The organism is Cupriavidus numazuensis (genome assembly GCF_905397435.1).
Classification (GTDB): Bacteria; Pseudomonadota; Gammaproteobacteria; order Burkholderiales; family Burkholderiaceae; genus Cupriavidus; species Cupriavidus numazuensis.
Map to the genome: position 1 here is coordinate 78,630 of NZ_CAJPVI010000023.1, position 24,094 is coordinate 102,723.

General features: G+C 64.7%; 24 protein-coding genes. 5 read left to right on the forward strand and 19 right to left on the reverse strand.

All coding sequences use genetic code 11. The features are described from left to right. Positions 1 to 5: 5 nt before the first annotated feature. Positions 6 to 1,136: an enoyl-CoA hydratase/isomerase family protein gene (locus tag KHO41_RS19090; protein WP_211954850.1), complete on the forward strand. Its 1,131-nt coding sequence runs from the start codon at positions 6 to 8 to the stop codon at positions 1,134 to 1,136. A 33-nt stretch (positions 1,137 to 1,169) separates the two neighbouring features. Here the strand turns inward: KHO41_RS19090 and KHO41_RS19095 are convergent, their stop codons facing one another. Genes KHO41_RS19095 through KHO41_RS19115 form a run of 5 tightly spaced genes read right to left on the reverse strand, consistent with a single transcriptional unit; the run spans position 1,170 to position 5,445 of the window. Next, on the reverse strand, positions 1,170 to 2,549 hold the full coding sequence (locus KHO41_RS19095; RefSeq protein ID WP_211954851.1) for a DUF1329 domain-containing protein: 1,380 nt from the start codon (positions 2,547 to 2,549) through the stop codon (positions 1,170 to 1,172). A 25-nt stretch (positions 2,550 to 2,574) separates the two neighbouring features. Beyond that, positions 2,575 to 3,579 (reverse strand): NADP-dependent oxidoreductase, encoded by a 1,005-nt coding sequence (locus KHO41_RS19100; RefSeq protein WP_211954852.1) that lies wholly within the window; start codon positions 3,577 to 3,579, stop codon positions 2,575 to 2,577. A 15-nt stretch (positions 3,580 to 3,594) separates the two neighbouring features. Beyond that, positions 3,595 to 4,473, reverse strand: coding sequence for an SDR family NAD(P)-dependent oxidoreductase (locus KHO41_RS19105; RefSeq protein WP_211954853.1), 879 nt, complete (start codon positions 4,471 to 4,473; stop codon positions 3,595 to 3,597). Continuing rightward, the gene (locus KHO41_RS19110; protein WP_211954854.1) at positions 4,473 to 5,111 is read right to left on the reverse strand and encodes a Dabb family protein; all 639 of its coding nucleotides are present in this window, start codon (positions 5,109 to 5,111) and stop codon (positions 4,473 to 4,475) included. Before KHO41_RS19110 ends, KHO41_RS19105 begins: the two co-directional genes overlap by 1 nt. Continuing rightward, positions 5,101 to 5,445, reverse strand: coding sequence for a hypothetical protein (locus KHO41_RS19115; protein WP_211954855.1), 345 nt, complete (start codon positions 5,443 to 5,445; stop codon positions 5,101 to 5,103). The genes KHO41_RS19110 and KHO41_RS19115 overlap by 11 nt, the downstream gene beginning before the upstream one ends. A gap of 254 nt (positions 5,446 to 5,699) precedes the next feature. Between KHO41_RS19115 and KHO41_RS19120 the strand changes: the two genes are divergently transcribed. Beyond that, complete coding sequence (locus KHO41_RS19120) at positions 5,700 to 6,701, forward strand: helix-turn-helix domain-containing protein (protein ID WP_244873899.1); 1,002 nt, start codon at positions 5,700 to 5,702, stop codon at positions 6,699 to 6,701. Positions 6,702 to 6,738: 37 nt separating this feature from the next. Here the strand turns inward: KHO41_RS19120 and alaC are convergent, their stop codons facing one another. From alaC to KHO41_RS19180, 12 genes are all read right to left on the reverse strand, one after another. After that, complete coding sequence (gene alaC / locus KHO41_RS19125; RefSeq protein WP_211954856.1) at positions 6,739 to 7,995, reverse strand: alanine transaminase; 1,257 nt, start codon at positions 7,993 to 7,995, stop codon at positions 6,739 to 6,741. A 129-nt stretch (positions 7,996 to 8,124) separates the two neighbouring features. Continuing rightward, the gene (locus KHO41_RS19130) at positions 8,125 to 8,520 is read right to left on the reverse strand and encodes a type II toxin-antitoxin system VapC family toxin (protein ID WP_211954857.1); all 396 of its coding nucleotides are present in this window, start codon (positions 8,518 to 8,520) and stop codon (positions 8,125 to 8,127) included. Further along, positions 8,517 to 8,750, reverse strand: a complete 234-nt coding sequence (locus KHO41_RS19135; RefSeq protein ID WP_211954858.1) for a type II toxin-antitoxin system Phd/YefM family antitoxin — start codon at positions 8,748 to 8,750, stop codon at positions 8,517 to 8,519. The genes KHO41_RS19130 and KHO41_RS19135 overlap by 4 nt, the downstream gene beginning before the upstream one ends. Before the next feature lie 89 nt (positions 8,751 to 8,839). Continuing rightward, the gene (locus KHO41_RS19140; RefSeq protein ID WP_211954859.1) at positions 8,840 to 9,184 is read right to left on the reverse strand and encodes a hypothetical protein; all 345 of its coding nucleotides are present in this window, start codon (positions 9,182 to 9,184) and stop codon (positions 8,840 to 8,842) included. A gap of 113 nt (positions 9,185 to 9,297) precedes the next feature. Continuing rightward, positions 9,298 to 10,131, reverse strand: coding sequence for a siderophore-interacting protein (locus KHO41_RS19145; protein WP_244873900.1), 834 nt, complete (start codon positions 10,129 to 10,131; stop codon positions 9,298 to 9,300). Between the two features lie 63 nt (positions 10,132 to 10,194). Then, a complete protein-coding gene (locus tag KHO41_RS19150; protein WP_244873901.1) occupies positions 10,195 to 10,827 on the reverse strand; it encodes a PadR family transcriptional regulator in 633 nt (210 codons plus the stop codon). Positions 10,828 to 10,991: 164 nt separating this feature from the next. Then, positions 10,992 to 12,065, reverse strand: coding sequence for an MBL fold metallo-hydrolase (locus KHO41_RS19155; RefSeq protein WP_211954862.1), 1,074 nt, complete (start codon positions 12,063 to 12,065; stop codon positions 10,992 to 10,994). Positions 12,066 to 12,191: 126 nt separating this feature from the next. Beyond that, on the reverse strand, positions 12,192 to 13,595 hold the full coding sequence (locus KHO41_RS19160; RefSeq protein WP_376989643.1) for an FAD-binding oxidoreductase: 1,404 nt from the start codon (positions 13,593 to 13,595) through the stop codon (positions 12,192 to 12,194). A 74-nt stretch (positions 13,596 to 13,669) separates the two neighbouring features. Then, positions 13,670 to 14,476 (reverse strand): 4-hydroxy-2-oxoheptanedioate aldolase, encoded by an 807-nt coding sequence (gene hpaI, locus KHO41_RS19165; RefSeq protein ID WP_211954864.1) that lies wholly within the window; start codon positions 14,474 to 14,476, stop codon positions 13,670 to 13,672. A 40-nt stretch (positions 14,477 to 14,516) separates the two neighbouring features. After that, a complete protein-coding gene (locus KHO41_RS19170) occupies positions 14,517 to 15,992 on the reverse strand; it encodes an NAD-dependent succinate-semialdehyde dehydrogenase (RefSeq protein WP_211954865.1) in 1,476 nt (491 codons plus the stop codon). 40 nt (positions 15,993 to 16,032) lie between these two features. Next, positions 16,033 to 17,556, reverse strand: a complete 1,524-nt coding sequence (locus KHO41_RS19175; RefSeq protein ID WP_211954866.1) for a UxaA family hydrolase — start codon at positions 17,554 to 17,556, stop codon at positions 16,033 to 16,035. A 7-nt stretch (positions 17,557 to 17,563) separates the two neighbouring features. Continuing rightward, entirely contained in the window at positions 17,564 to 18,583 is a 1,020-nt protein-coding gene (locus KHO41_RS19180) for a tripartite tricarboxylate transporter substrate binding protein (RefSeq protein ID WP_211954867.1), read from the reverse strand. A gap of 130 nt (positions 18,584 to 18,713) precedes the next feature. Between KHO41_RS19180 and KHO41_RS19185 the strand changes: the two genes are divergently transcribed. The 3 genes from KHO41_RS19185 to KHO41_RS19195 all read left to right on the forward strand — a co-directional run bounded on the left by KHO41_RS19185 (position 18,714) and on the right by KHO41_RS19195 (position 22,211). Then, complete coding sequence (locus tag KHO41_RS19185; RefSeq protein WP_211954868.1) at positions 18,714 to 19,655, forward strand: LysR substrate-binding domain-containing protein; 942 nt, start codon at positions 18,714 to 18,716, stop codon at positions 19,653 to 19,655. 72 nt (positions 19,656 to 19,727) lie between these two features. Beyond that, a complete protein-coding gene (locus KHO41_RS19190; protein WP_280519705.1) occupies positions 19,728 to 20,861 on the forward strand; it encodes a 3-deoxy-7-phosphoheptulonate synthase in 1,134 nt (377 codons plus the stop codon). 255 nt (positions 20,862 to 21,116) lie between these two features. Next, positions 21,117 to 22,211, forward strand: coding sequence for a branched-chain amino acid aminotransferase (locus KHO41_RS19195; protein WP_211954869.1), 1,095 nt, complete (start codon positions 21,117 to 21,119; stop codon positions 22,209 to 22,211). Between the two features lie 45 nt (positions 22,212 to 22,256). Here the strand turns inward: KHO41_RS19195 and KHO41_RS19200 are convergent, their stop codons facing one another. Both KHO41_RS19200 and KHO41_RS19205 read right to left on the reverse strand, forming a co-directional pair. Beyond that, entirely contained in the window at positions 22,257 to 23,009 is a 753-nt protein-coding gene (locus tag KHO41_RS19200) for a sulfite exporter TauE/SafE family protein (RefSeq protein WP_211954870.1), read from the reverse strand. Between the two features lie 160 nt (positions 23,010 to 23,169). After that, positions 23,170 to 23,913 carry an alpha/beta hydrolase gene (locus KHO41_RS19205; RefSeq protein ID WP_211954871.1) on the reverse strand — a complete coding sequence of 248 codons (744 nt, stop codon included), beginning with the start codon at positions 23,911 to 23,913 and terminating at the stop codon, positions 23,170 to 23,172. Positions 23,914 to 24,094: the final 181 nt, after the last annotated feature.

Here is a 24,094-nt window from a genome sequence, read left to right on the forward strand (position 1 = left end):
GCATCATGCGACTGACACCTGAAATCGCGCCGGGCAGTTCACCGGCCGACACCGAGCCCGAAGTCCTGTTCCAGGTCATCAACCGCGTGGGGCTGGTGACGCTGAACCGGCCGCGGCAGCTCAATGCGCTGTCCTACCCGATGATCGCGGCGCTGTCCGGACAGCTCGAAGCGTGGGCCGGGCAGGACGATATCGAGGCCGTGGTGCTGCGCGGCGCCGGACCCAAGGCCTTCTGCGCGGGCGGCGATATCCGTGCGCTGTATGACAGCCATCGCGACGACACGCCGCTGCAGCGGCAGTTCTTCATCGACGAATACCAGCTCGACTACCGGCTGCACCGCTATCCGAAGCCTGTGGTAGCGCTGATGGATGGCATCGTCATGGGCGGCGGCATGGGCCTGTCGCAGGCGGCGCACCTGCGCATCGTTACCGAGCGTTCGCGCGTGGCCATGCCGGAAACGGGGATCGGGTTGGTGCCCGATGTGGGCGCCAGTCATTTCCTGTCGAAAATGCCGGTCCAGCTTGCGCTGTATCTCGGCCTGACCGGGGTGACGATTGGCGCAGAAGATGCGCTGATGTGCGGGCTGGCCGACGTTGCGATCAACAGTGTCACGCTTGCCACGCTCGACGATGCGCTGGCCGGCATCCGCTGGAGCGGGCAACCGCTGGACGACGTGCGCCGCGCGCTGGTACGCGAACCGATCTGCAGCGCGGCCGATGCACCGCTGCTCGATGTGTTGCCGGCCCTGCTGCGGCATTTCCCTGCGGATGCGGGGCTTTCGGAAATCATCGCGAGCCTGTCCTGCCAGGACGATCCGCGCTACGCCGAATGGGCGACACGCACGGCGGAGACGCTGCGCAAGCGCTCGCCGCTGGCCGCCTGTGCCACACGCGAACTGCTGCTGCGTGGCCGCCGGCTCGATCTGGCCGATTGCTTTCGCATGGAGCTTGCCGTGGTGGTGCAGTCGTTCACCCGCGGAGACTTCATCGAAGGCGTGCGCGCGCTGATCGTCGACAAGGACAATATGCCGCAATGGCGTATTGGCAGCTACGATGCCGTGGATGCTGCAGCCGTAGAAGCGCTGTTTGCGCACTGGTGGCAGCCGGGCGCCGATCCGCTCCACATGCTGGGCTGATGGCCGGCGCCCGGACGCCGTTTTTGTCGGGACCTAGTGCCCGGCACTGCGAATCGAATCGGGCGAAAAATACGCCTCGTTGAACTGGGGGCTGCTGTTCAGGCGGACTGGCTTGCCTTCATTGGTCAGCCGGTCCGCCAGATACGAACCGGCGACCAGGTCGTGATAGAAGGCGGCCGCGGGATAGTAGCGCTTGATATCGTAGGCATAGAACGACGACTGCATATTGGTGCGCCACAACTGGCCGCGGGCGTCGTAGTTGTCCGCAAGCACGGCCATCCAGGTGTCCTCGTCCAGATACAGCACACGTTTGGCGTACTGATGCCGGAAGCCCTGCTTCAAGGTGGCTTCGAGGATCCAGACGCGGTGAAGCTCGTAGCGCACGTAGTCGGGACTGGGATGATTTGCGCTCAGCAATTCGGCGTACTTGACCGCGGGATCGGCCAGCTTGTAGTTGTGGTACGGAATGTAGATCTCCTTCTTGCCGACGATTTTCCACTCGTAGCGTTCGCCCGATCCATTGAACAGGCGATCGTCATCGACAGTCCGGAAGCCGCCCGGCCCCAGCGGCTGGTCAAACCCGAACTCGGGCGCCTGACGGACACGCCGGGTGCCCGGGTTGTACTGCCAGGTCCTGGCCGTATCGGAGCCTTCGCGATCCCAGAAGCTCTGGGAGACGATGATATTGCCGCGCTCTCGCAAAGGTAGTTCGGTCTCGACTCGCGCAAACGTGCGATCGATGAGCGGCGACCGTTTGTCGGAGCCGACGTTGTTGACGGGCGACCAGATGTCATATTTCCACTTGCCCCATGCCGTCTTGCCGTCGCGGTACACGACCGCCTGGTCGTAGACCGCCGCCTCTTCGGCGATGGCCGACGAAAAGCGAAGGTTCCACATCAGCTCCAGGCCATTCTTGGGCACGGGAAACGGCGCGGTGGGCGGATACTCCTTGAGGCCGTTGGCATCGGCCGTCATCTGCGTCTTCGGCGCAGAATCGTGGATGGCCTTGTAGATGGCGTCGCCATAGCGGAAATCACGATGGCTCGGATAGATCGTCATCCGGAAGGTCGCGGGATACAGCTTGAACATGGCGAGCTGGCCATCGCTCAGGTGAGCGCGGTACTGCTCCATGTTCTGGGCCGTGATTGTCGCGACAGGCTTTTCCGCAGCGTGGGAATCCGGATACGCCTCACCTGGACGGAACGCCGTGCCTGCCGGCGCGCCCTGCCACTTTCCGCTCCACGCCGGGATGGTGTTGTCCTTGTTCGCGGTGCGCTCCGCGCCCACAGGTGTCAGCGTGGTTTCGAGCCGCTTGATTTCGTCGGGCGTCATTGCCGCAAAAGCCGGCGCGCCTAGCTGTGCGGCGGTCACCAGGGCACCGGTCAGGGTGCGAAGCAGTATTGCCTTGTTCATGTGTCTCCTCTGTCTTCGATGGAAGTTATTTGCGGCGCACCCACGCTTCGGCTTCGGGAGGGCCCACTTGCAGCACAAGTTTCGCCGGTGCCTTTCCTGACTGGACCAGTTCGAGCGCCAGTGCGGCATCCTCAAGTGGCAGGCATTCGATGCGGGGTGGCCGGACTTTCCCGGTGCCGAGCAGCGCGGAAATCTCGCGCAACCGCGCGCCGCTTGGCATCCGGCTATACGCCAGCGCGGTACGCTTGCCGCGGCGGGCTGCCTCAGCCGCATCCGGGCCGCTGTCGCCACTGACCAGCGTCATGATGGCCACGAGGATGCCGCCTGGCTTCAGGAGATCCAGGCCATCCGGCAGCGTGCCGCATCCGACGGCGTCCAGGACAAGATCGACGCCGCCGACCGCCCAGTCCTGCACAGCGTTCGCGGTTCCGCCGCCGCGGTAGTCGAGCGGCATCTGGCAGCCAAGGAGCTTCAATTCGTCGCAGCGGCTTGCGCTGCAGGTGGCGGCCACTCTGGCGCCTGCAGCGCAAGCCAACTGGATGGCAAAGGTGCCAACAGCGCCGCCACCGCCGTGGACAAGTACTGTCTGGCCTGGCTTGAGTCCGCCTTCGTCAAACAGCCCAGCCCATGCTGCCAGCGCAGGCGTCGGGACCGCCGCCGCTTCGGCATACCCAAGGCACTCCGGAATCGCGACTACTGAATCCTGACTGACGGCCACATACTCGGCGTAGGAGCCCCATTTGCCGGCGCCAACGTCGGTCTGTGCGAACACGCGTTGGCCGGGAACCCATCCCGTTACGTCCTCCCCCACGGCCGCGACGACACCACTGACATCAAAGCCGATCACGAACGGAAAGCTGTAGTGCATGAAATGGCCGAGATACCCTTCGCGGCATTTCCAGTCGGCGGGATTGACGCCGGCACAGATCACACGGATCAGCACTTCACCGGCCGCGGGTTCGGGGACCGGGACGTTGGCAATCCTGAGCACATCGGGTCCGCCAGTGGCGTCGATGATGGCAGCGCGCATCAATGTCTCCACGATTCAGCCCTCCTGCAGATCTGAACGAAGCAGACCGGGATGCGCCCAGGCGGGAACAACGGGTGGCGGGAGCTTGCCAGCCCCATCGAGCCCAAAGACGTCCAGGCCAGCAGCCAGCGGGAAATGCAGGCTGTGGGCAATGCATCCCGTGCGTTGCCGGGCTGGTGTGCTGCACAGCGCGAGTGCCGTCTCCACCAGGTATTCCACCGGCTCGACGGGATAGCCATCCGGGATGAAACGCTCGCTGCCCGGCGTGCGGATTGCCGTGCTCGGTGCCACCGAGTTCACTGCAATATTGTCGGCTTGCAGTTCCGCGGCGAGTCCCTCCGTGAATCGGTTGATCGCGGCCTTGGCGGCTGCGTAGGCTGTGGCGCCTCCGCAGCGTTCAAACTCATGGAAAGGGCGCACAGGTGCCAGCGCGGTCACGGACCCGAGGTTGAGGATCCATCCTGCGCCACGTTCGCGCATCACGGGAATCGCCGCCTTGCTGAGCATGAACGGGACGCGCAGGTAGTGCGCCACCGTCCGGTCGAACACTTCCAGCGGCATGGATTCGATGCTGCTGTACTCCGCCGAGCCCGCGTTGTTGACCAGAATATCGAAGCCTCCGGCTGCCTGGACCGCTCGCGGGACGAGTGCGACGCATTGGGCCGGATCATCGAGGTCCACCTGCAGCGCCATCGCACTGCCACCTAGCCGCCGGATCAGTGCCACGGTCTCGCGCAGCGTCCCAGGGTCGTCGTCGGATTCGCCCGCTTGCCTGCCCGCGACAATCACCATGGCGCCTTCCGCCGCAAAACGCTGCGCGATGGCGCGACCGATTCCCCGGCTGGCACCGGTGACAAGTGCAATCTTTCCCTTCAGCATCTCGTGTCTCGTCATTACGTCTGGGTCTCCTTGCCGGTGTGGCCGGCAATCAGGCTTGTGGTGAGCGGGCAGAAGGCGTGGGAGATCGCCTCGACAGTCCAGTCGGGGCACTCGGGATCGAACCATCGGTCCACCCAGCCCCAATGAAACGGATGCATCAGATACTCGCCGAGCAGGTCGTCCACGCTGGCAAACTCCTGCTGCCAGACATGGGTCCAGGTATCGGCTGATACGACGCGAGCCAGTCGCCAGTTGAGAAGTCCCGGCATGTAATCGGGCATTCGCAGCAGGTCACTCTCCAGCGCACGGACGTGCTGCTCCGAGGCTTGCGGGCGCACCCGGAACATCAGCGTCCGCCAGATGCCATCGCGCAGTAGCGGGGCACGCTGACCACCGCCAATCTTGCGATATACGACACTGTCGACGTCTGCCAGACCTCGCAGCGCGGTGGCAAGGCTTATCTCGGGCGCATCGGCAAACGTGAGGTCGAGCGTATAGTCGCCGGCGCCAAAGCTTCCCGGCATGTTGCGTCCCAGCGCAACGTCAAGCGCACCGGGCAGTTCACTGACACGGGCCCGAAGCAGGCGCTCCTGGTCCTCTGCTGCCATGCCCGTGCAACTGGCGAGCCGGAGCTGCGCGGTCTCAAGCTGCATGTTCTTGCTCCTTTGGCCAGGGCAGCGCCACGGCAGCGTCGGACATCACATGCCGGTGGCGCGTTTGGCACAGCGCATCGACTTCAGACCAGAAAGCCATGGACGAAGCGTCGATGCTGGCGCGCATGGCGTAGTAGGCCGGCGCATCCGCCACTTGCCAGAGAAGCCGCAGCGTATTGGGCACGCCTTCGATGGCTACGGGCGGCGACATCCAACGGTGGAGAAGCTTCAGGCCCCTCGCCTCGCTCGTGGGCTGGTATGTGCGTTCCAGCAGGGCGAGCACGTCGGGCACGTGTCTGGGATCGAGCACGATCTCGTCGAGCACGTAGATCATCGCCGGCCCTCGCAAATAGGATGGGCGAGGCACCGGCGTTGCAATCCCGGTGTTCGCAGTCTGCAGCAGAGAAACGAGGTCATGGTTTGCCCCATGTATGCGTGTGGTTCGATGGATGGCACCCTTCCCGGTCCGGGGCTTCGCGCCTGCCTTGCGCCGGTGAAGTTCCGGGATGATTATGGGAGACCGTCCAGACACGCATCCCTACCCGGACCGTCAGGAATCCCTACCGAAGCAATCAGTCAGAACGTTCCATGAGTGCCACTTCAACGGGAAAGCCCGCTCCGACCGGCATGGCGCAGCGACTGCTGGAGGAACTGAAAAGGCAAGGCGCCGAGATGCCGCCTGCTACCAGTGCCGACGAACACGTGCGGCAGAACCAGTTCACGGCGCTCTATCGCGCTTCGATCGAACAACTCGAAACCCTGGTCGCCAAGGGGGACGGCCATCCCCCGATGCGCAAGCAGGAAGTGGATTTGCTGTGTCGCTGCGTACTGAGTTGCCAGACACTGCGGGAAGCGATTGGCTGCGCAGCGGATTTTTGCGCGATGCTGTATCCGCGCGCGGGTGTCCTGAGCCTCACGCAGCGTGGAGACAGAGCGGTGTTCCGCATGGATTCGTTGCGGCGCGTGAAGACGTCGGCGGCATGTCTGGTGGACCTGACGGGGCTCTTCTACTACATGCAGCTTTTTGGATGGCTGATCGGCCAGCCATTACGCCCGGACCATGTCTTTCTGGCGCATCCGCGGCGCGAAGATGCCATGCCGTTTCTCGGCATGTTCAATGCCACCGTGACCGCCGGTGCTCCGGCCTACGGGTTCGAGTTCGATCCGGCATTGCTGGACATGCGTGTGGTGAGACAGGCCGCAGAGTTGGGCGCCTTCCTCGAAGATTTTCCTTACCGCCTGGTGGGCGCGCCTTCGGAGGTGGTTTCGCTGAGCCAGCAAGCGCGCGGCGTGCTGCATGCCGCGCTGGCGCATGGGGCAAGGCTGCCCACGCTGGCAGAACTGGCCGCGCGCTTTGATATCAGTGAGCCGACCATGCGCCGCCGTCTTGCCGCGGACGGCAGCAGCTATCGCGCGCTATGCGAGCACTGCTTGCGGGAGCACGCCGAACATTGCCTGCGCATGACCAACTGGTCCATCGGGCGAATCGCCGCGCAACTTGGATTTTCCAGCGAAGAAGCATTCCGGCGGGCGTTCCTGCGGTGGACTGGCCACGCGCCAAGCCGGTTCCGACGCGAGGCGCGAGGTTAGCCCGCACGGCATGCGTGCGGGCGATCCAACATCCCGTTCAGCCCTTGCCCTTCTCTTTGCCGTGCCCGTCTGCGTGCTCTGATGCGGGCACCTTGACCAGTCCATCCGCACGGAACATCGCCTTGATGCCGCGCACGGCCTGGCGAATGCGCGCTTCGTTCTCGATCAGCGCAAAGCGCACGTACTCATCGCCGTAATCGCCAAAGCCGATTCCGGGCGAGACCGAAACCTTCGCCTTCGCCAGGAGCTGCTTGGCGAATTCCAGCGATCCCAGCGCGCGATAAGGCTCGGGAATGCGGGCCCAGATGTACATCGAGGCCTTTGGGATGTCGACCAGCCAGCCCGACTCGATCAGCCCTTTCGCGAGCACGTCGCGGCGCGACTGGTAGTGCGCGGCGATCTCCTTCACACATGCCTGGTCGCCTTCCAGCGCGGCAATCGCGGCAATCTGCACCGGCGTGAAGGTGCCGTAGTCGTGATAGCTCTTGATGCGTGTGAGCGCGGCCACGAGATCGGGATTGCCGACCATGAAGCCGATGCGCCAGCCCGCCATGTTGTAGCTCTTGGACAGCGTGAAGAATTCCACCGCGATGTCCTTGGCCCCAGGCACCTGCATGATCGACGGCGCCTTCCAGCCATCGAAGACGATGTCGGCATAAGCCAGGTCATGGACCACGAAGATATCGTGCTTGCGCGCCAGCGCGATCACGCGCTCGAAGAAATCGAGCTCCACGCATTGCGCGGTCGGGTTCGACGGGAACCCGAGCACGATCATCTTGGGCTTCGGGTAGCTGCCGCGGATCGTGCGTTCGAGCTCCGCGAAGAAATCGACGCCAGGCACCAGCGGCACCGAGCGGATATCCGCACCGGCGATCACCGCGCCGTAGATGTGAATCGGATAGCTCGGGTCTGGCACCAGCACGCTGTCGCCGCGGTCCAGCGTGGCGAGCATCAGGTGCGCGAGCCCCTCCTTGGAGCCGATCGTGACGATGGCCTCGGTATCGGGATCAATCTCCACGTCATAGCGTTCGCGGTACCAGTGCGAGATCGCGCGGCGCAGCCGCGGAATACCCTTCGACGCGGAGTAGCCATGTGTGTCGGGCCGCTGCGCGGCTTCCACCAGCTTGGCGACGATATGCGGCGGCGTGGCCCCGTCGGGGTTGCCCATGCTCATGTCGATGATGTCCTCGCCACGGCGGCGGGCGGCCATCTTCAACTCGGCGGTGATATTGAAAACGTACGGGGGAAGGCGATCGATGCGCGCAAAGCGGCGCTTGCCAGAGCTGGCAGTCATGAAGGAGTCCTTTACGTAAGCGCCCGGAACCGTCCGAGCGACGTCGGCAACCGCTGTCTCGGCTGCCGGGGAATGATCTTAGCGGGGATGGGGGGATTGCACAACGGGCTAATGGTGATGCCGCTTGGGTTACCAGATGGTCCTGACGTGCTTGTAGGCGCGCATCTTCTCGTCCCTGGTAATTAGGGGCACAGCCAGCTTGCGCGCGGTAGCGACAATCATGCGGTCCGCCGGATCTTTATGGAACTCGCCAGGCAGTTGGACCGATTTGATCGAGACGTCGACGTCCACGGGGTAGAACGTTACCGCTTCTATTTGCGCGACGGTGTCGAGCCAACTTTCGACGTCCATCGACAGCACCAGCTTTTCGCGCTCCACCAGCATGGCAATTTCCCATGCAGAGATTGCAGACACGACTATCTGTCCCTCGTTGCATTCACGGTGGATGGTGGATTTCGCCGTCGCACTCAGTTCGTCGCTTCCGCTCGCCCACCAGACCAGCGTATGTGTGTCCAACACGATCACTGGCCGGCCTCCCACTCCACGTCAACCGGCTCGGTAGGGTCGTCATAGCGAACGACCGTGCCTGCCAATACGTCGAGCGGGTCGCGATCAAGAGTTCGGAAAGGGCGGATTTCCAGTGTGGGCTTGCCGTGATCCGTGACGATCACGTGTTCGCCTGATGACTCGACTTGCCGAAAGTACTCGAGTGCCCTTGCTTTGAACTCCGTTTTGGAAACTTGGGTGCCTGGCATCTCAAATCCTGTTGGTAGGTACACGTTGATCTTCGCACCCAAAAATGACTATGTCAAATAGTCATTTTCCGAAATGTACCCGGAATCTCTTACAGCAACTTCCCACCCGGCGGACTACTTGGCCGGTCCGCCGGCAAATGCCGAATAATGCAGTCGATCGCCCCCGTATCCGTCTTCCCCGCACCGAGTGCCCCGCTCACCGACGTCCGGTATTGCGCCGGACTGATCCGCTTGTAATAAAGCCGCGAGGTTTGGTCCAGCCAGTAGACGTAGTCGTCGTCACCCGAATTGCCGTTGTCGCGGAGCCACTGGCTGATGTTGTTGTTGCCGATGACCATATTCGGGCAGGCCGTCTTCAGGGAATCCAGGTACGCATTGAAGCCCTTGGCTTCGAAATTACGCACCGAGTCGGGCGCGCAGGCGGCCAGCGTCATGGCGACGCCTGCCGCAGCGGCAGCTTGAAACCTTCTCCAGCCTGAAGTGGTGTCCGGCACGGCAGCCTCCGTGAAAGTTGCGCTGCCGTCATCTTAGGCCATTCAAGGCCAGCTCAGTCGTCGAGCGTCTCGTGCACGGCTGCCGCGCCCCGCTTCCAGTAGCTCGAAGCGCGGATACGCTTCTTGTCGATGCCGCGTTCCGTCACGAGATACTGGCGCACCGACTTCATCGCCGCCGATTCGCCGGCGGCCCAGACATAGCCTTCGCCGCGCGGCAGCGCGATACCGCGCAGGGCGGGTTCCAGCAGGCTGCCCTCCGGTGCGTCGCCGCGATGCAGCCAGTGCACCTGCACGTTCGCCTGGCTCGGCAGCGGAATTTCGGCATCGGCTTCCGGTACCTCGATCACAACCAGCGCCCGGGTATCGGGTCCCAGTTCCTCCAGCCGGCGGCCGATGGCAGGCAAGGCGGTCTCGTCGCCCACGAGCAGATGCCAGTCGAACGCGGTGGGTACCACGAAGGATCCGCGCGGACCGCCAACGCCCAGGTACTGGCCCGGCTGCGCTTGTGCGGCCCAGGTCGACGCAGGGCCGTCGCCATGGAGCACGAATTCGATATCGAGTTCCTGCGCCGCAGCGTCGTAGTGGCGCGGCGTATAGTCGCGCGCCGGTGGCCGCGGCTGGTCCTCGGCAAAGACCACGCCGTTGGGGCCGACTTCAGGCATGACAGGCTTGTCGGCGCCAGCTTGCGGGAAAAAGACCTTGACGTGGTCATCGAACGAAGCGGAGATAAAGTCGGCAAGGTCGGGGCCCTGGAGCGTCACGCGCAGCAACTGCGGCGAGACATGCCGAGTGCGGACGACCTGCAGCATCCGCATCTTCAGCGGATGGCGGACGCGCTGGACGGTCAGGTCGCGGGTGGAATGGCTGGTATCTGTCGGTATCGTCATGGAATTCCTCATGTGAGGGGCGCCAGATGCGCCCAGGGCGGACGCGAAGGTCAACGCCACGGATCAGTCCTTCGGGCCGGCTTCGATCTCGGCCGTGGCCCGCGCCAGGATGTCGGCAATGCGCCGCTGTTCGTCCGGAGAAGCGTCACTGCGCAGTGCCAGCGCACGCTTGAGTGCGACGCGCGCCTGCACGAACTCCGGCGCCCATCCGCCCTGCTCCGGCTCTACCTGTGGCTCACCGGCCATGGCGCGGCGGATCCAGTCCATCTTGCGTGCCGCATGTCGCAGGCGCCCGAGCATCAGATCGAGCCGGTCCTTGTTGGCGGCCAGATAAGTGCGGCCGGCGTCGGAGAGGTGGTAACGCTTCTTGTTGCCCTCGGTATCCACCGTGGCGTGGCCTACTTCTTCGAGATATGTCAGCGCCGGGTACACCATGCCGGGGCTCGGCTTGTAGAACCCGCTGGTTCGCGTCTCGAGGGCCTTGATCAGTTCGTAGCCATGGCTGGGCTTTTCCTCCAGCAAGGCCAGCAGCAGCAGTTGCAGGTCTTCGGCACTGAACTTGCGGCCCCGCCGCCAGCCCTCGCCGTCAAAGTCGCTGGGGCCACCAAAGCCGTCGCCGCCGTCCGGGCCGCCCCAGGAGCCACCGCGATGGTGGCGCCCGATGGCATGGCGAAAGAAGTGGTGAGAGAGCCTCATACCGAACCGGCGGCCGAGGCCGGCGTGCTCGAATGAGGCAAATGAAGCAAAGGGATGTCGCACGAACGCCTCCGATATATCTTAAAACATATCTTAAGATATATATCTGAGACCGCGAAGTCAAGGTTGGCCTGCCGCCGGATTGTCCGGGGCAGGTCTCGGCGCTATTTCATCCGGTACCAGTGGAAGCCATCCGGCCCGGTTTCCCGCACCGCTTCCCCGCGGTGCATCAGGTAGTTCAGGTGCGCGATGCTCTCCCCCGTGGCCATGCCAAGCAGGCCCGGACCGTCAATGGGGCGCGAAAACAGTTGCCCGAACACATCCACGGCGCGCCGTGGTTCCACGATTGCCTCACGCAACCGGTCCAGCGCCTGGTGCTGACTGCGCGACAGGTAGTCGAGCCGCGCATGCAGGCCGCGGAACGGCTCGTTGTGTGCGGGCAGCACGAGCACATCGTCCGGCACCTCGCGCCGGATCTTGTCCAGCGAGTCCAGCCAGTCCCCCATCGGGTCGGCCTCCGGCTCGGTCGGGAATACCGAGACGTTGGACGAAATGCGCGGCAGCACCTGGTCGCCGGAAATCAGCACTTTGAGCGCCGGGCAGTACAGGCACGCATGCTCCGGAGAATGGCCGGTGCCGACAACCACGCGCCATTCGTGCTCGCCAATGCGCAGCACGTCGCCGTCCGTCAGGCGCTGGAAGCTTTCCGGCAGCGCATGCACGTACTTGCCAAAGCCGCCAAAGCGCGTCCGGTAGACCTCGATATCGTCCTCGGTCCAGCCGGCCCGCCGGTAGAAGTCGACGGCCTCCGGCGGCGCCGCACGGCCGGTATCGGCGGCCAGCACGCGGCACATCAGGTATTCCATCGACGTCATCCACAGCCGGCAGCCGAACTTGCGCGTGAGCCAGCCGGCCATGCCGATGTGATCGGGATGCATGTGGGTGACAAAGAGCCGCGTCAGGCCGCCACCGGCCAGCGCGCCGCCTTCGCCGAACAGCGTGCGCCAGGCCGCCGCGGTTTCGGGCGTCTGCAGGCCCGAATCCACGGCTGCCCAGCCGGCACCGTCGCGGATGGCCCAGAGATTGATGTGATTGAGTCCCAGCGGCATCGGCATGCGCAGCCAGCGCACGCCGGGCGCGACTTCATGCGCTTCGCCGGGTGCGGGCGCGTCGCCGCAGGGATAGTCGAGGATGGGTTTTTCGAGAGGAGGCTGCGTGTTTGGGGCTTGCTGGCTCATGCTTTCTCGGCCTTGTCTGTGTAGGGCTGTCCGCCCGGGTGCCCGCCTGCGCGGGGCCCCGGGTCTCTGATCCAGCAGACACCTTAGCCGAGTTGCACCATTCGTGTCACGCACCAGCGCGGGGGGCTAGCGTCCCTGCGCCGGCAATACCTTGCCCGGATTGAGCAGGTTACGCGGGTCCAGCGCCTGCTTTACCTGCCACATCAGTTCGATTTCCACGGGCGACTTGAACTGTGCGAGGTCGTCGCGCTTGACCACGCCGATGCCGTGTTCGGCCGAGATCGATCCGTTCTCGGCATGCGCCATCGTATCGACCAGGCCGGAGATGCGCGCGTACCACTGCGCGAGGAACTCCTTCGCCGGCCGGTCCTTGGGCCTCAGCGGATTGAAGTGGACGTTGCCGTCGCCCATATGACCGTAGATCACCATGCGCGCATCCGGCTCAAGCGCCAGTACCCGCTCGGATGCCTCTTCCACAAACGCTGCAATGCGTGACAACGGCACCGACACATCGCACTTGATGCTGCCCCCGGCACGGGTCTGCGCATCGGAAATCTCTTCGCGGATACGCCAGAACGTCTGCGCATCGGACAGGCTCGCAGCCACCGCGGCGTCCTGCACGAGCCCCTGGCCGAAGCCCGATTCCAGGATCTCCATCAGCGTGGCGTTGAGGCTTTCCGCATCGGTGCCCGAGGTCAGCTCGATCAGGACCATCCAGTCGTGCATCTCCGGCAGCGGCGACGGGACATTGCCGAGGTATTCGAGCACGAGTTCCAGCGCCGGGCGCGAAATCAGCTCGAACGCCGTGACCGCCTGCCCGGATAGCCGTTTGGCTTCGCCCAGCAGCTGCACCGCCGCCGCGGGGCCCGGCACGGCGACGAAAGCCACCGCCGTGCTGCGCGGCTGCGGCATCAGCTTGAGCACCGCGCCGGTGATGATGCCCAGCGTGCCCTCCGCGCCGATGAACAGGTGCTTCAGGTCATAGCCGGTATTGTCCTTGCGCAGGCCGCGCAGCGACGAATAGATGCGCCCGTCCGGCAGTACGGCTTCGATGCCCAGCACCAGGTCACGCATGTTGCCGTAGCGCAGCACCGCTGTGCCCCCGGCATTGGTGGAAAGGTTGCCGCCGATCTGGCACGAGCCTTCCGAGCCAATGCGCAGCGGGAACAGGCGCTGTTCGGCTTCCGCCGCGCTGCGTGCCGCGCTGAGCGTGACGCCGGCCTGCACGGCCATCGTGTCGTTGACGGCATCGATGGCCAAGACGCGGTTCATGCGGCGCAGGTTGATGACCACAGCCGCGCCGGTGTCGTCAGGCACTGCACCGCCCATGAGCGACGTGTTGCCGCCCTGCGGCACCACCGGCACCCCATTCGCGTAGCACCACTGCATGACCTGGCTGACCTCTTCCGTCGATGCAGGCAGCACCACGACCTGTGCCTTGCCACGGTAGATGCCGCGATAGTCGGTGACGAAAGGCTGCATGTCGGCATCGCCGCTCAGGCAGGCGTGTTCGCCGACGATGGCCTGCATCGCGCGCAGGGTGGTTTCAGGATTCGGGGCTTGGACTTCGGCTTGCATGTTCGCTCGGACTCCGGTTTCGGTGTTCAGTACGCGGCGGAAGGTGCGCCGCTAGCGCTGGCGGCTTGCTGCGGCTTGAATTCCGCGGCAAGTCGACGCGCTGCGTTGGCGTACATCGTCACATCCACACCGGTCGCCACGAATGTGCAGCCCAGATCCAGGTAGCGGCGCGCCAGCGTCGGGTCCGAGGTCAGCGTGCCGGCGGCCTTGCCGCTGGCGACAATGGTCCGCATCGCGCCTTCGATGGCCGCCTGCACCTCGGGGTGCCCCGGCTTGCCGCGATAGCCCATCGACGCGGCCAGGTCTGCCGGTCCGATGAACACGCCGTCGACACCGTCGACCGCGCAGATCGCCTCAAGGTTCGCCAGCGCCGTCACGCTTTCCGCCTGTACCAGCAGGCAGATCTCGTCATTGGCCACATCGAGGTAGTCCGTGCGGCTGCTCCACCGCGACGCACGCCCTACCGCACTGCCAACGCCGCGAATGCCCTGCGGCGGGTAGCGCGTGGAGCTGACCAGTGAGGCCGCCTGCTCGGCCGTATCGACCATCGGCACCAGCAGGTTCTTCGCCCCGATATCGAGCAACTGCTTGATCAGCGCTACCTCGCCCGCCAGCGCGCGCACCACGGGCTGCGCCGGGTAAGGCGCAACGGCCTGCAGCGCCTGCAACGTCGTGCGCAGGTCATTCGGCGCGTGTTCGCCGTCGATCAGGAGCCAGTCGAAGCCGGTGGTGGCGGACACCTCGGCCAGGTAAGGAGTCGCCATCGAGAGCCAGAGGCCGATCTGCGCCTGGCGGGCCGCCAGGGCGGCCTTGAACGGGTTGTGTGCGGGCATGGTGTTGTCTTGCCTTCTGTGAATGCGGAAATGCTGCCGCTCAGCCGAGCTGGCCCTGGCAAAGGTACTTGGTATGCATGTAGTCGTCCAGCCCGTGGCGGGAACCTTCGCGCCCGTAGCCGGATTCCTTCACGCCGCCGAATGGCGCGGCTTCGGCGGCAATGGCGCCTTCGTTGATGCCGACCATTCCTGTTTCCAGTGCCTGCGCCACGCGCCAGATGCGGCGCACGTCATTCGAATAGAAGTACGCGGCGAGCCCGAACGGGGTGTCGTTCGCATCGCGGATCACCTCGGCCTCGTCGCGGAACTTGAACACCGGCGCCACGGGCCCGAAGGTCTCCTCGCAGGAGAGTTCCATGGCGGGCGTTGCGTCGATCAGCACGGTCGGTGCGTAGTAGTGCGGGCCGTCGGCCGTGCGAACACGCCGCCCGCCGGTCACCACGCGGGCGCCCTTCGCTACCGCATCCTCGACATGCCGCGCAATCTTGTCGACGGCGCGCGCGTTAATCATCGGCCCGATCTGCGCGTTCTCGTCCGTGGCAGGCGCCACATGCAGCGCACCGACGCGGCGCGCCAGGCGTTCGACAAAGTCGTCGTGCACGCTCTCATGCACGTAGACGCGGTTCGGGCACACGCAGGTCTGGCCGCCGTTGCGGAACTTGGACGCCATCAGGCCATCGACGGCGGCGTCCAGGTCAGCATCCTCGAACACGATGAACGGCGCATTCCCGCCCAGTTCCAGTGACAGCTTCTTGAGCGTGCCGGCGGATTCGCGCGCCAGGTGCTTGCCCACCGGCGTGGAACCGGTGAACGTGATCTTGCGCACGCGGCTGTCGGCGAGCCACGCATCGACCACGTTGGGCGTGCTTTCGCGCGAAGCCGTAACGATGTTGAGTACGCCTGCCGGCAGGCCAGCCTGCTCTGCCAGCCAGACCAGTGCGAGCGCGGTCAGCGGCGTGTCTTCAGCCGGCTTGGCCACGACCGTGCAACCTGCGGCCAGCGCTGGCGCAATCTTGCGCGCGATCATCGCGAGCGGGAAATTCCACGGCGTAATGGCGGCCACCACGCCAACCGGCTCCTTCAGCACCAGCAGCTTGCGGCCCGGCACGGCCTCCGCGACGATATCGCCGCAGATACGCGTAGCCTCTTCGGCAAACCACTCCACGTACGAAGCGCCATACAGGACTTCCCCGCGCGCCTCCTTCAGCGGCTTGCCCTGCTCGGTCGAGATAATGTGCGCCAGGTCTTCCTGGTTCGCGAGGATCAGTGCATGCCAGCGCTTGATCAGCTGCGCGCGCTCGCGCGCCGGACGGGCGCTCCACGCCGGAAACGCATCGGCAGCGGCATCGGCCGCGCGTCCCGCATCGTCATCGTCGCTGTCGGGCACATGGGCAAACACCTCGCCCGTGGCCGGGTTGGTGACGGCAAAGCGGCGGCCCAGGCCGGCATCGCGCCATTGCTGGTTGATGAAATTCTGGCTGCGCAGCAGCGCGGCGTTGGCAAGATTCAAGGACATGGGAACGTACGAAAGGAGTGCGATGAAGGCGGGAACGCGGTCAGCTCACGATGCCAAGATGCCAGGGCACGAACTCGTTGTCGCCCAGGCCCAGCAGTTCGCTTCGGGTCGGCTCGCCGGATGCCGCCTGCAGGATATGTTCGAAGATGCGCTGCCCCATCTGCTCGATCGTCAACTCGCCATCGACCACCAGACCGCAATTGATGTCCATGTCATCGCGCAGGCGGTCGTACATCGGCGTGTTCGACGCGAGCTTGATGGTCGGGGCCGGCTTGGAGCCGAACATTGAGCCACGGCCGGTGGTGAAGCAGATCAGGTTGGCGCCGCTGGCGATCTGGCCGGTCACGGCTACCGGGTCGTAGCCAGGAGAGTCCATGAAGACGAAGCCCGCCTTGTCGATGGGTTCGGCATACTCGTACACCGCCTGCAGCGGCGTGGTGCCGCCCTTCATGGCCGATCCCAGCGACTTCTCGAAGATGTTTGCCAGGCCGCCCTGCTGGTTGCCATGGCCGACCACGCCGTTGAACTGCGCGTTGTGACCGGCGGTATAGCGTTCCCACCACGCCAGCCGGTCCAGCAGTTTCTGGCCGACTTCTGGCGTTACCGCGCGCCGCGTCAGCATGAACTCCACGCCGTGGATTTCCGGCGTCTCCGACAGGATCGCGGTGCCGCCATGCCGTACCAGGAGGTCCATGGCCGCACCGAGCGCAGGATTCGCGCTGATGCCCGAGAACCCGTCCGATCCCCCGCATTCGAGGCCGATCTTCAGGTGGCTGGCCGGCACGCGTTCGCGCACAGCGAGGTTCGCGGCGGGCAGCATCGATTCGACTCCACGAATGCCTGCCTGGATCGTTTCACGCGTGCCGCCGGTGTCCTGCATCACCAGCGTGTGCATGGCCGCGCCGGGTTCCAGCCCCTGCGATTCCACCAGTCCCGCCACCTGGTTGCGCTCGCAGCCCAGTCCCACGATCAGCACGCCCGCGAGGTTGGGATGCCGCGCATACCCGGCCAGCGTCCGGCGCAGCACGTCGAAATGCTCGCTCGGCGACGACATGCCGCAGCCGCTGGTCTGGGCGAAGGCGACCACGCCATCCACGTTCGGATAAGCCGCCAGCCGCTCCGGCGTGAAATGCGCGGCAATCTGGCGGATCACCGTGGACGAACAATTCACGGACGACAGGAGGCCGATGAAATTGCGCGTGCCCACGCGGCCGTCCGGGCGCACGAAACCCATGAACGTGGCCCGCTCCGCTTCCGGTACGTAGTCCACCGCGCGAACGTCCTGGCAAAAGGCCGGATCGCGGTAGAAGTCCACCAGTTTCAGGTTATGCGAATGCACGTGATCGCCGGCCGCGATATCGCGCGAGGCGACGCCGATCACGGTGTCGTACTTGCGTATCGGCGTGCCACTGGCAATCGCGCTGGCCGCGATCTTGTGCCCGGCCGGGACCTGGGCGCGCACGCGCAGTGCGGGATCGGACAGTTGCTGCCCGAGCGCGAGATCGCCCCTGGCGATCAGCACGTTATCGTTGGCATGCAGGCGGATGACGGGGTTCGTTTTCACTTGGGGATCAACCTTGCTGCAGCAGTTCCTTGAGCCTCAGCTTCTGGATCAGCTGGGTTTCCTGGTCATAGACCGTCGCGACGTACTTCTTGTACTCTGGCCCGTCCAGGTACATCACGGGTGCGTCGAGACGTGCCGCGACCTGTTTAAATTCCGCGCTCGCCACCGCGGTGCGGAACGCATCGCGCAGCTTCTTTTCCACCGCAGCCGGCAGGCCCTTGGGCGCACCGATACCGTTGGGCGCCTCGACCACCACGTTGTAGCCAAGCTCTTTCAGCGTCGGCGTGTCCTTGAAGCGCGTGGCACGCTGTTCGCCCCACGTCGCCAGCAGGCGCAGCTTGCCGGCCTCGACATGCGGGGCCCACGAACTGGAGTCGGCCAGCAGGTCCACCTGCCCGGCCAGCACATCCTGCAAGGCCGCTGCACCGCCCTTGTAGGCGATGGCGTTGAACTTCACGCCGGCCGCCAGCGCGAACTGTTCCATGCCAACGTGCGTGGCGCCGCCGATGCCGGCGTGCGCGTAGGTCAGCCTGCCCGGATTGGCCTTGGCCGCCGCCACCACATCTTGCAGCGTCTTGAAGCGCGAGTTCGTCGGCACCGCGATGCCGAAGGTCTGGCCGGATGTACGGGCGATGTAGGTCAGTTCGGTACGCGGATCCAGCTGCAGCATGCCGAGCTGCGAGAAGCGCGTGACCGAGATCGGGATCTGGCCGATGGTGTAGCCATCAGGATTCGCCCGTGCCAGCGCCTTGGTGCCGATCATGCCGGAAGCGCCGGCACGGTTCTCGACCACGATCGACTGCTTGAGGATGCCGGACGCTACCTGGCACAGGGCCCGCATCGACTGGTCCGCCGTGCCGCCCACCGGCCACGGGCAGATGAACGTGATGGGGCGATCGGGATACTCCGCCGTCGCGGCGCGGCTGATACCGGGCAGGATGATGCCGGCGGTACCCGCGGCAGCGGCCGCTGCCCCTCTGATGAGCAGTTGGCGGCGCTTCGGATTGAAGGGGAGTCCTTGGGTCATGTGAGGTGTCTCCGTTGTTATGGGACGGTCAGGCCGTCGAGCTATACCGGCATTGTGTGCCCGCCCAACATAACAATCCAATCAGAACTTGGCATTGCTTCATGATGATTTCGTTATGTAGACTCCGGGCATGGCCAATATCGACCGCGCGCTGCGCTCCAACATCAAGCTGCGCCACCTGCAACTGCTGGTGGCGCTCGACGAATTCCGGCACCTGGGCCGCACGGCCGAGTTCCTGTCCGTGAGCCAGCCCGCCGTTTCGCGCGTGCTCACCGAAGTCGAAAAGATGCTTGGCCTGACGCTGTTCACGCGTTCCACGCGCGGCACCGAGCCCACCGCGGCCGGCGAATCGCTGGTGCGCTTTGCACGCTCGGTGCTCGCGCAATACGAGCAGACGCGCGACGAGATCGCCGCGGTGGAAAGCGGCGCGTCGGGGCGAATCCGCGTCGGCTCGATGGGCGCGGCGCTGCCGGCATTGCTGGCGCACGCGGTTGGCATGCTCAAGGATCGTTCGCCCCGTGCCACCGTGCTGGTCGAGGAAGGCGACCTCACCCACCTGCTGCCCAAGCTGCGCCTGAGCGAACTAGACCTGATCGTCGGCCGCCTGGAACCTGGCTACGCCGCGCCCGACTTGCTTGCGGAAGCGTTGTACGACGATCCGATGGTAGTCGTGGTCAGGCGCGGCCACCGCCTTACACGCAAGGCCAGCCCCGGCTGGCGCGACCTGGCCGAGCTGCCGTGCGTGTTCCCGCCGCCGTGGGCCTCGCTGCGGGTGAAGATCGAACAGGCCTTCTACCAGCACGGACTGCATCCGCCGCAGGACGTCATCGAATCGTCGTCGTATCTTGCACTGACCACGTTTGCCACCCGACGCGATGCAGCGGGCTTCATGGCACAGTCCGCCGCACGCGCGCTGGAAGCCGAAGGCCGCCTGCGGATCGTCGCCATGGACGTGCCCGTCGAACTGCCCCCGGTCGGCGTCATGACGTTGCGCGAACGGCCGCTGACGAGCAGTGCCCTGCAGATGGTCGACTACCTCAGGCGTGCGGCGGCCGAGCTGAAAGTGATCTGACGCCTGGGAACGGCTGCCAGCCGGCATAAAGCGGCTACCATACCGGGGCATTCCGGTTCACGAAGAGACATCATGACTACCCCACAGGAATCCACAAACAACATGGGCGAGGGCTGGCCACATCCCTCCGACCGCACCAGCGGGACCGACGATGCCCGCGTCGATGACATCATTCCGCTGCCCCCGCCCGAGCACCTGATCCGGTTCTTCCCGATTGCCGGGACACCGGTCGAATCGCTTGTCACGGCAACGCGGCAAAGCATTTCCCGGATCCTTCACGGCCAGGACGACCGCCTGCTCGTGATCATGGGACCGTGCTCGATCCACGATCCGCGCGCCGCGCTCGACTACGCACAGCGCTTGATGGCACAGCGCGTGCGCTACGCGGATACGCTGGAAATTGTGATGCGTGTGTACTTCGAGAAGCCTCGCACCACCGTGGGCTGGAAAGGCCTGATCAACGATCCGTATCTTGACGAAAGCTACCGGATCGACGAGGGCCTTCGGATGGCGCGCCATCTGCTGCTCGACATCAACCGCCTGGGGCTCCCGGCGGCCGGCGAGTTCCTGGATGTCATCTCGCCGCAGTACATCGGCGACCTGATCAGTTGGGGCGCGATCGGAGCCCGCACGACGGAAAGCCAGGTGCACCGCGAACTGGCATCTGGCACCTCGGCGCCGATCGGGTTCAAGAACGGCACCGACGGCAATATCAAGATCGCCATCGATGCGATCCAGGCCGCCTCCCGTCCGCATCACTTTCTTGGCGTCCACAAGAACGGGCAGGTGGCAACCGTGCACACCCGAGGCAACCCCGACTGCCACGTCATTCTGCGCGGCGGCAAGGTGCCGAACTATGATGCTGATTCCGTGGCAGCCGCCTGCAAGGATCTCGACGCGGCCGGGCTCGACCGCCGGCTGATGGTCGATTGCAGCCATGCCAACAGCAGCAAGCAGCACCTGCGACAGATCGACGTTGCACGCGACGTAGCGGAGCAGGTCAGCGGCGGCAGCCGGTCGGTGTTTGGCGTGATGGTCGAGAGCCATCTGATCGGCGGTGCACAGAAATTCACGCCGGGGCAGCACAACCCGTCGGAACTGACGTACGGGCAGAGCATTACCGACGCCTGCATCGGCTGGGACGACTCCCTCGCGGTGCTCGACACGCTGGCCGAGGCGGTCGCCGCGCGAAGGCAGGAAAGCTGAGCCGAATGTTCCGGTATTTCCGGGCGCTTGCCGCCCCGGAAAGCCCGAAAACCGCCCGCGCCCTACACCCCACCCGTCATCAGTGCTCGATCAGGCTGATGCTGCACCGCACCATCGAGTTACACTTCATGTTTGGCTCCGGCCGGGCGGGAAGATGCGCGAATATTGCCACTTTCCTCCCCGGCCCGGGACTCCCTTGCATGATTTGCACCGGAAAACTGAAATCCCTGTCCGAAGACGAAGAGACACAGAAACATGAGCGCTGACAACCAATTGCAGTTCACCGTGGAACGTCACCCCAACCCCACGCCGGCCGACAAGATCGCGGCTGCGCTGGTCGACCCCGCCTTCGGACGCGTATTTACCGACCACATGGTCACGATCCGCTGGACCGAAGGGCGCGGTTGGCATGACGCCAAGGTCGAAGCGCGCCGCCCGTTCCAGATCGACCCGGCCTGCGCCGTCCTGCACTATGCGCAGGAAATCTTCGAAGGCATGAAGGCCTACCGCGGCGCCGACGGCAAGATCTCGCTGTTCCGCCCGCAGGAAAACGCCAAGCGCTTCCGTGCCTCCGCCGCTCGCATGTCGATGGCCGACCTGCCCGAAGCCGACTTCCTGCGTGCTGTGGAAGCGCTCGTCGATATCGACCGCGACTGGATCCCCGGCGGCGACGGCAGCCTGTACCTGCGCCCGTTCATGTTTGCCGTGGAGAACTTCCTCGGCGTGCGCGCCGCGAACGAATACGTGTTCTGCGTGATCGCCTGCCCGGTCGGCCCGTATTTCAAGGGCGGCAAGTCGGCGGTGACGGTGTGGGTGTCGGACCAGTACACGCGCGCCGCGCCCGGTGGCACCGGTGCGGCCAAGTGCGGCGGCAACTATGCAGCCAGCCTGATCGCGCAGACCGAAGCCGCACAGAAGGGCTGCGACCAGGTGGTCTTCCTGGACGCCGCGGAACACCGCTGGATCGAGGAACTCGGCGGCATGAACGTGTTCTTCGTGATGGACGACGGTTCGCTGCTGACGCCGCCGCTGTCCGGCACGATCCTGCCCGGCATCACGCGCGCTTCGGTGATCGAACTGGCCCGCCGTGAAGGCATCAAGGTGTCGGAAACCCCGTACTCGTTCGACGCATGGCAAGCCGATGCAGCGAGCGGCCGCGTCAAGGAAACGTTCGCCTGCGGCACCGCCGCCGTGGTGACGGCCATCGGCACGGTGCGCCATGCCGGCGGGGAATTCAACATCGGCGATGGCGGCGAAGGCGAAGTCACGAAGCGCCTGCGCGCGCTGCTGACGGGCATCCAGCGCGGCAAGGAAGCGGATACCTTCGGCTGGGTTCACCACATCGCCTGAAGCCCGTACCCTGCCCGACCGCCATACCCCCGGACCCACCGGGGGTCATGGCCGCACCAGCAATCCCGGCAGCGAGGACGCAAGCAGTACCACGCCTGATGCCGTCAGCAGCGTGAGCACGATCTTGCGGAACGTCGCCTCGCTAATGCCCAGGTACACACGCGTGCCGAGCACCGTTGGCACCAGCATCGCCGGGGCTACTACCAGGAACATTGGCAGCATCTCGCGCGTCACGATCCCCTTGCCCACATAGGTCGCCATCGTCACCGCAAGCGTGGCCAGATTGAAGTTCTGGATCACCGCGCGCTGCTCATCCTTGTCGAAGCCGCGCAGCGTGCACCACAGTGTGGGAATGACGCCGGTAAAGCCGCCGATCCCACCCATCACACCGCCTGCAGCCCCTGCCACGCCATCGGCCAGGCGCCCGCCATGCGTAATCGCAGGCAGCCGCCGCGCCATCAGCATCACCGGACACCATAGCGTCAGGAAAGCCCCGAACACTGCCTTGAACAGTTGCGCATTAAGTGCCGGCAGGATTGCCACGCCAATCGGAATGCCAACCAGTCCTCCGGCCACGAACGGCCACAAGCGCCTCAGCGACAGCCCGCGCCGCACCGAAAACGCCGCCAGCAGTTGACCCGTCAGCGCACCGAACACCGTCATCGCCGATGCCATGCGCGGCTCGATGGTCCAGGCCCAGAACGACATCGCCACCATGCCGAAGGCAAAGCCGGAAAGGCCCTGCACGAAGCCGGCGACGGCTGCGCCGAGGATGACGATGATGAGGGTGGAGTCCATGCGGAAGAGATGGCGTGCAGCGAGAACGGAGGGAAGCCTCGCATACTACTTGGCACCGCGTTCGCTCGGCAATGGTCGTGCGGGTCCCAGCCGGAATTGACGCACCTCGCTCTCACGCTTGTTTGCCCCCTCTCCCGCAAGCGGGAGAGGGGGCGCCCAGTCAGCAAGTTTGTGTGCCTATGCTCTGCGACTCAAAAAATCGGATGACCCGCTCAATCGCCGCGCGCGCTTCAGCCGGGTTTTCATTAAACCAGGTGCCCAATCCATGTGGCGCGTCAGCAATGACGGTTTTCTGAAACCGTACGACGTCCACGCTCTCTTCGATCATCGCCAGCACGCCCCCCGGAATCACATCGTCACGCTCCGCCGCAACAAGGCAGACCTGGCCTTGGAACTTGCCAAGCAACGCAGGCCCTTCGGACCGCCGCCAGCTCTCCGGCGTGCGGATGACTGCAGTGAAATCGGGGCCCAGATGCGTGGCAATTGCCTCCGGCGCATAGAGTGCGGGATTCACAAGGCAGATGCCCGCGATTTGCAGCGAACATTGCCGCGTAAGTTCAACCGCAACCTGCCCGCTCATGCTCAGTCCGAAGACATACAGCGATTGCAAATGGCCGAGAAAGGCCTGTGCCACCGAACGAGCTTCCGCAACGCGCTTCGCAATGGATGGGGGCTTGTAGCACGTGCTGGCGCCGTGGCAGGAAAAATCAGGGGCGACCGTCTCGATACCATGCGAGGCAATGCACTCACAGATAGCGCGGCATCGCTCCTTGGTCGAACTGCCAGCGCCGTGAAGCACGAGCGCGCCCTGTGGCCCGGCGTCTGAGGTGGGCATATAGCGCGAGACCGCAAGGACTTCGTCATTGCACTGGTGCCAGTGCAATCGGTGGATATGCGCTTGCATATTTTTATTAGGAGCCAATATCGGTGACGCTGCAATCCGGCGCGCCCGTCTCCAAGAGGAAGGGCGTCATGCCTGCAACCATGGTTCCCGCGGATTCTGAACGATAGTGTTTGAGAATGAAATGGAACAACGATGGAACATTTATGCGGGTAAAGACCATCAGCCCCCCTGTTCCCTGTCA